Here is a 5,502-nt window from a genome sequence, read left to right as displayed (position 1 = left end):
CACCGGCCCGCAGGGCCATCGCGGGCGGATGCGCGAGAAGCTGCTGGAACGCGGCCCGGACGCGCTGGCGGATTACGAGCTGCTGGAGATGCTGCTCTTCTTCGCCTTCAAGCAGGGCGACACCAAGCCGCTTGCCAAGGCGCTGATCAACCGCTTCGGCAGCTTCGCCGCCGTGCTCGCCGCGCCGCAGCAGGTGCTGATGGAGACGCGCGGCCTCGGGCCGCACAGCGTGGCGGCCATCAAGCTGGTGCAGGCCGCCGCGCTGCGGCTGGCCAAGGCCGAGGTGATGGAGGCGCCCGTCCTGAACAACTGGGACCGGCTGATCACCTACCTCAACGCCGCCATCAGCCGCGAGAAGATCGAGCAGTTCCGCATCCTCTTCCTCGACAGCAAGAACCGCCTGATCGCCGACGAGGCGCAGGCCAAGGGGACGGTGAACCACACGCCCGTCTACCCGCGGGAGGTGATGAAGCGGGCGCTGGAGCTGCACGCCACGGCGCTGATCCTCGTCCACAACCACCCGAGCGGCGACCCGACGCCGAGCCGCGCCGATATCGAGATGACGGCCGAGATCAGGCAGGCGGGGCAGTTCTTCGCCGTGGTGGTGCATGACCACCTGATCGTCGGCAATGGGCGCTACCTGAGCTTCCGGCGTGAGGGGCTGCTCTAGCGGGACAGCGCCCGCGCGGCGCGGATCTCCATGTCCGAGCGCTCGTCGGTGAGCGGGGCATGGCCGGCGGCGAGCGGCGCGCCCTCCTCCAGCGTGCGCGCGAGGCGCAGCGCGGCGCGGCGCGCGGCCTCCGGCGCGGCGCGCAGCCGGGCCTCGGCGGTGGCCACCGCCATCGGCTCGCCCCAGGCGAGGAGCAGCGTGTTGCCGCTGGCCGAGCGCGCCGCCAGCAGGCCAGGGAAAACCTGCCCCAGGCTGGCCGCCAGCGGCCCCACGATGCTCTCCGGGTCGCCCCCGCCATAGACGTTCATCGCCACCACCCCGCCGGGCGCGAGGCGCCGCGCCAGGGATTCGAAGAACTCCACCGTGGCGACATGCGCCGGGATCTGCCCGGTGGCGTAGAGATCCACCATGATGACGGCGTAGCGGCCCGTATCCTTCGCCACGAAGCGCCGCGCATCGTCATGCGCCACGGGGATGGACAGGGAGAAATGCGCGCGCGCCAGGGCGGTCACGCCGGGGTCGATCTCCACGCCCTGCGGGCGCAGCGCCGGCCAGGCGGCCTGGGTGGCGGAGATGGCCGCGCCCCCCGCCACGCCGAGATAGAGCGCGCTTCCGCCCTCGGCCGAGCCGGGCCGGGTCAGCGCCGGCACGGCGGACAGCAACTCCCAGTAGGAGCCGGTCTCCCGCCCGTCATGCCAGCGGACGGATTGCGCCACGCGGGTGGTGTTCAGCAGCAGCGAGGTGGCCTGCGCGTCGCGCCAGACCATCGCCGTGTTGTAGGGCGTCTCCACATAGGCGGCGAAGAGGCGCTGCCGGGCCTGCTCGGCCAGGTATCCGGGCAGCAGGGGCAGCAGGGCCAGGGCGGCCGGCAGCGGGCGCAGCCCCGTGGCCAGCGCCGCCAGGGCGGCGACCAGCGCGGCCAGGGCGTAGCCGCCGGTGAGGCCGAGATAGGGGATGGCCAGGAAGGCCGCGAAGAAGGTGCCGCCGATGCTGCCCAGCGCCTGGCAGGCCGAGACCAGCCCCGAGGCCCGCGCCGCGCCGATGGAGGGCGCCAGCCGCGCCACACAGAGCGGCGAGGCGGCGGCGAGGACGAAGGCCGGTGGCCCGATCAGCAGCATCGAGGCGCCGACCGCGCCCGGCAGCGGCCCGAGCCATGCCTCGGCGCCGGCCGCGATGCCGCGCCCGAGCCAGGGCACCAGCGCCGCGAACAGCGCCGCCGCGCCGAGCAGCCAGGGCAGCGCGCGCGCTCCATCCGGCCGGGCGCCGAGCCGCCCGCCCAGCGCATAGCCCAGCGCCATGAAGGCCAGCGCCGTGCCGATGATGGCCCCCCATTGGTGGATGGTCTGCCCGAAGACCGGCGCCATCAGCCGGCCGTCGAGCATCTCCAGCGCCATCACGCTCCAGCCGGCGGCGAAGGCCGCGAAGCCGGTGGCGAGGCGCCCGGCCAGCGTCAACGGGACGGCTTCGGCGGGTCCTGGCTGTAGTCGTAGAAGCCCTTGCCCGACTTGCGGCCGAGCCAGCCGGCCTCGACATACTTCACCAGCAGCGGCGAGGGGCGGTACTTGCCGTCCCCCATTCCCTCATGCAGCACGCGCATGATGGCGAGGCAGGTGTCCAGCCCGATGAAGTCGGCCAGTTCCAGCGGCCCCATCGGGTGGTTGGCGCCGAGCTTCATCGCCGCGTCGATGGAGCGGACATCGCCCACCCCCTCGTGCAGGGCGGTGGCCGCCTCGTTCAGCATCGGGATCAGGATGCGGTTGACCAGGAAGCCGGGGAAATCCTCCGACACCGCCGTGGTCTTGCCGAGCCGCTTCGCCAGCGCCGAGACGGCCCCGAAGGTCGCGTCCGAGGTGGCGAAGCCGCGGATCACCTCCACCAGCTTCATCACCGGCACCGGGTTGAAGAAGTGCATGCCGATGAAGCGGTCCGGCCGGTCGGTCGCCGCCGCCAGCCGGGTGATGGGGATGGAGGAGGTGTTGGAGGCGAGGATGGCCTCCGGCTTCAGCAGCGGGCAGACGGCGCGGAAGATGGAGAGCTTGAGGTCCTCCCGCTCCGTCGCCGCCTCGATGACGATGTCGCTCTGCGCGAGCGCCGCCATCTCGGTGCCGGTGGCGATGCGCGCCAGGGCGGCGTCGCGCGCGCTGGACTCCAGCGCGCCCTTCTGCACCTGCCGCTCCATGTTGCGGCCGATGGTGGCCAGCGCCTTCTCCAGCGCCTCCGCCTTCACATCCACCAGCGCGACGGAGAGCCCCGCCAGCGCCGCCACATGGGCGATGCCATTGCCCATCTGCCCGGCGCCGATGACGCCGACCGAGGCGATCTCCGTCACGCCCATGGCCTCAGCCCAGCTCCTGCTCGAGCTCGGGCAGGATCTTGAACAGGTCGCCCACCAGGCCGTAATCGGCCACCTGGAAGATCGGCGCCTCCTCGTCCTTGTTGATGGCGACGATCACCTTGCTGTCCTTCATGCCGGCCAGGTGCTGGATGGCGCCCGAGATGCCCACCGCGATGTAGAGCTCCGGCGCCACGATCTTGCCGGTCTGCCCCACCTGATGGTCGTTCGGCGCGTAGCCGGCATCGACCGCCGCGCGGGAGGCGCCGATGGCGGCCCCCAGCTTGTCCGCGATGCCCTCCAGCAGATGGAAATTCTCGGCCGAGCCCATGGCGCGGCCGCCGGAGACGACGACGCGCGCGGCGGTCAGCTCCGGCCGCTCGCTCTGCGCGATCTCGGCGCCGACGAAGCTGGAGACGGCCGGGTCCTCGGCGGAGGGAGCGGCCTCGACGGCGGCGGAGCCGCCCTCGGCCGGGGCCGGGTCGAAGGAGGCGGCGCGGACGGTCAGCACCTTCTTCGCGTCGGCCGTCTTCACCGTGGCAAGCGCGTTGCCGGCGTAGATGAAGCGGCGGAAGGTGTCCGCGCCCTCCACGGCGGCGATGTCGGTGATGATCTGCACATCGAGCAGCGCGGCGACGCGCGGCATGATGTTCTTGCCCATGGCGCTGCCGGGGGCCAGCAGGTGGCTGTAGTTCGGGGCCAGCGCCACCAGCAGGGCGGCGGCGGGCTCGGCCAGGCCATGCTCGTAGGCCTGGCCGTCCGCCTGGATCACCTTGGTGACGCCGGCGAGCTTGGCCGCGGCCTGCGCCGCCTCGGCGCCGCCGAGGACGAGCACATGCACGTCGCCATCGATCTGGGAGGCCGCGGCCACCGCGCTGCGGGTGGGCTGGCTGACGGTCGCGCCGCTGCGGTCGGCAAGGACGAGAACGGCCATGGTCAGATCACCTTCGCTTCGGTCTTCAGCTTGGACACCAGCTCGGACACCGAGCCGACCTTGACGCCGGCCTGGCGCTTCGGCGGCTCCTCCACCTTCACCACCGTCAGGCGCGGGGTGAGGTCGACGCCGAGATCCGCCGCCTTCAGCGTCTCCAGCGGCTTCTTCCGGGCCTTCATGATGTTGGGCAGGCTGGCGTAGCGCGGCTCGTTCAGCCGCAGGTCGGTGGTGACGATGGCGGGCAGCTTCAGCTGCACCGTCTCCAGCCCGCCATCGACCTCGCGCGTCACTTTCGCGCCATCGGCCGAGAGCTCGACCTTGCTGGCATAGGTGCCCTGGCTCCAGCCGAGCAGCGCCGCCAGCATCTGGCCGGTGGCGTTCATGTCGTCGTCGATCGCTTGCTTGCCGAGGATGACGAGCTGCGGCTGCTCGCGCTCGACCAGCGCCTTCAGCACCTTGGCCACGCCCAGCGGCTCGGCGCCCTCGGCCTCGACCAGGATGGCGCGGTCGGCGCCCATGGCCAGCGCGGTGCGGAGCTGCTCCTGCGCCTGGGCCGGGCCGATGGTGACGGCGACGATCTCGGTGACGGTCCCCTTCTCCTTCAGACGCACCGCTTCCTCGACGGCGATCTCGTCGAAGGGGTTCATCGACATCTTCACGTTCGCCGTCTCGACGCCCGTGCCGTCCGCCTTCACGCGGACCTTCACATTGTAATCGACCACCCGCTTGACGGGGACGAGGAGCTTCATCGCCGGGCCGTGTCCTGCTTTCTGGGTTTCAACCTGAGTGCCGGGCGGCGCCGCACCCCCCTCCGGCCGTGCCAGGCGGGGCGCGCATGCCACCCGCCCCCCTTCCGGGAGGCTTTGTGCAGTTGCGGCACGGAGCCTAGGCGCCAGCGCCGGCCGAGGCAAGGTGACCCCCGGCCCGCCCCGCCCGGCTCCGCCGGCCGGCGTCAGCCCCGCATGGTGAGCATCAGCAGCACGAACAATGCCAGGGAGACGCCCTGGAGGGTGACCCGCCAGCGCATCAACCGGTTGGAGCGGGCGCCGTTCCCTTCGCCCTGGGCAAGGCCGAGCATGCCGGCGAACATGACGCCCAGCGTGGCGAACATGGCGACGCCGAGCAGGATGGAGAGGACGATTTGCATGGATCGCACATAGCGCCGTTTCGCAGGCGTGCAAGCCGGCCCGGGGGCGTGCATGGCGGCGCCGGCCGCAGGGCAGACCGGCGGCGGCGGCGGGGATCGTTCCGGCGCCTCAGCGCCCGCCGCGCACCCAGAAGGCGCCCGCCAGCGCGCAGGCGGCGCAGAGCAGGAAGCCGCCCAGATAGGACCCCGTGCCCGCCACCAGCGCGGTGAAGGCCACCGGCATCACCACCTGCACCACCCCGAACACCACGCCGAGCGCAGCCGTGGCGCCGCCCACCCGGCCCTGGGGCGCGATTCGCGCCACCTCGCCCAGCAGCACGCCGTTCCAGCCGATGCCGGTGGCGCCCAGCACCATGCCGGCCAGCGTCACCGCCAGCCCCGGCCAGGCGGGGCCGGCGAAGGCCAGCGCCACGCAGCCC

General features: G+C 72.4%; 7 protein-coding genes. 1 reads left to right on the top strand and 6 read right to left on the bottom strand.

What is annotated here, in order from left to right; genetic code table 11:
* Positions 1–670 (top strand): RadC family protein (gene radC / locus ACZJYS_RS22120; RefSeq protein WP_493180340.1); only part of this gene is annotated, 670 nt, incomplete at its 5' end.
* Here radC and ACZJYS_RS22115 read toward each other — a convergent pair.
* The 6 genes from ACZJYS_RS22115 to ACZJYS_RS22090 form a co-directional block, all read right to left on the bottom strand.
* Entirely contained in the window at positions 667–2,124 is a 1,458-nt protein-coding gene (locus tag ACZJYS_RS22115; protein ID WP_493180339.1) for a fused MFS/spermidine synthase, read from the bottom strand. The genes radC and ACZJYS_RS22115 overlap by 4 nt on opposite strands.
* Complete coding sequence (locus tag ACZJYS_RS22110) at positions 2,121–3,005, bottom strand: 3-hydroxybutyryl-CoA dehydrogenase (protein ID WP_493180338.1); 885 nt, start codon at positions 3,003–3,005, stop codon at positions 2,121–2,123. Before ACZJYS_RS22110 ends, ACZJYS_RS22115 begins: the two co-directional genes overlap by 4 nt.
* A 4-nt stretch (positions 3,006–3,009) precedes the next feature.
* Positions 3,010–3,936 carry an electron transfer flavoprotein subunit alpha/FixB family protein gene (locus ACZJYS_RS22105; RefSeq protein ID WP_493180337.1) on the bottom strand — a complete coding sequence of 309 codons (927 nt, stop codon included), beginning with the start codon at positions 3,934–3,936 and terminating at the stop codon, positions 3,010–3,012.
* Positions 3,937–3,938: 2 nt separating this feature from the next.
* On the bottom strand, positions 3,939–4,685 hold the full coding sequence (locus tag ACZJYS_RS22100; RefSeq protein ID WP_109518451.1) for an electron transfer flavoprotein subunit beta/FixA family protein: 747 nt from the start codon (positions 4,683–4,685) through the stop codon (positions 3,939–3,941).
* 203 nt (positions 4,686–4,888) lie between these two features.
* Positions 4,889–5,083, bottom strand: coding sequence for a twin transmembrane helix small protein (locus tag ACZJYS_RS22095; RefSeq protein ID WP_109518452.1), 195 nt, complete (start codon positions 5,081–5,083; stop codon positions 4,889–4,891).
* A 109-nt stretch (positions 5,084–5,192) separates the two neighbouring features.
* On the bottom strand, positions 5,193–5,502 hold a 310-nt coding region (locus tag ACZJYS_RS22090), incomplete at its 5' end, for a hypothetical protein (RefSeq protein ID WP_493180336.1).

This window comes from Roseomonas sp. TS2 (genome assembly GCF_058833935.1).
The sequence above is the reverse complement of the archived record's forward strand: the minus strand, read 5'-3'. Positions and strand labels throughout refer to the sequence as shown.

What these genes read in the sequence shown, in the direction of transcription:
- ACZJYS_RS22110 (WP_493180338.1), bottom strand. Translation starts at nt 3,005, where the DNA reads ATGGGCGTGACGGAGATCGCCTCGGTCGGCGTCATCGGCGCCGGGCAG.
- ACZJYS_RS22105 (WP_493180337.1), bottom strand. Translation starts at nt 3,936, where the DNA reads ATGGCCGTTCTCGTCCTTGCCGACCGCAGCGGCGCGACCGTCAGCCAG.
- ACZJYS_RS22100 (WP_109518451.1), bottom strand. Translation starts at nt 4,685, where the DNA reads ATGAAGCTCCTCGTCCCCGTCAAGCGGGTGGTCGATTACAATGTGAAG.
- ACZJYS_RS22095 (WP_109518452.1), bottom strand. Translation starts at nt 5,083, where the DNA reads ATGCAAATCGTCCTCTCCATCCTGCTCGGCGTCGCCATGTTCGCCACG.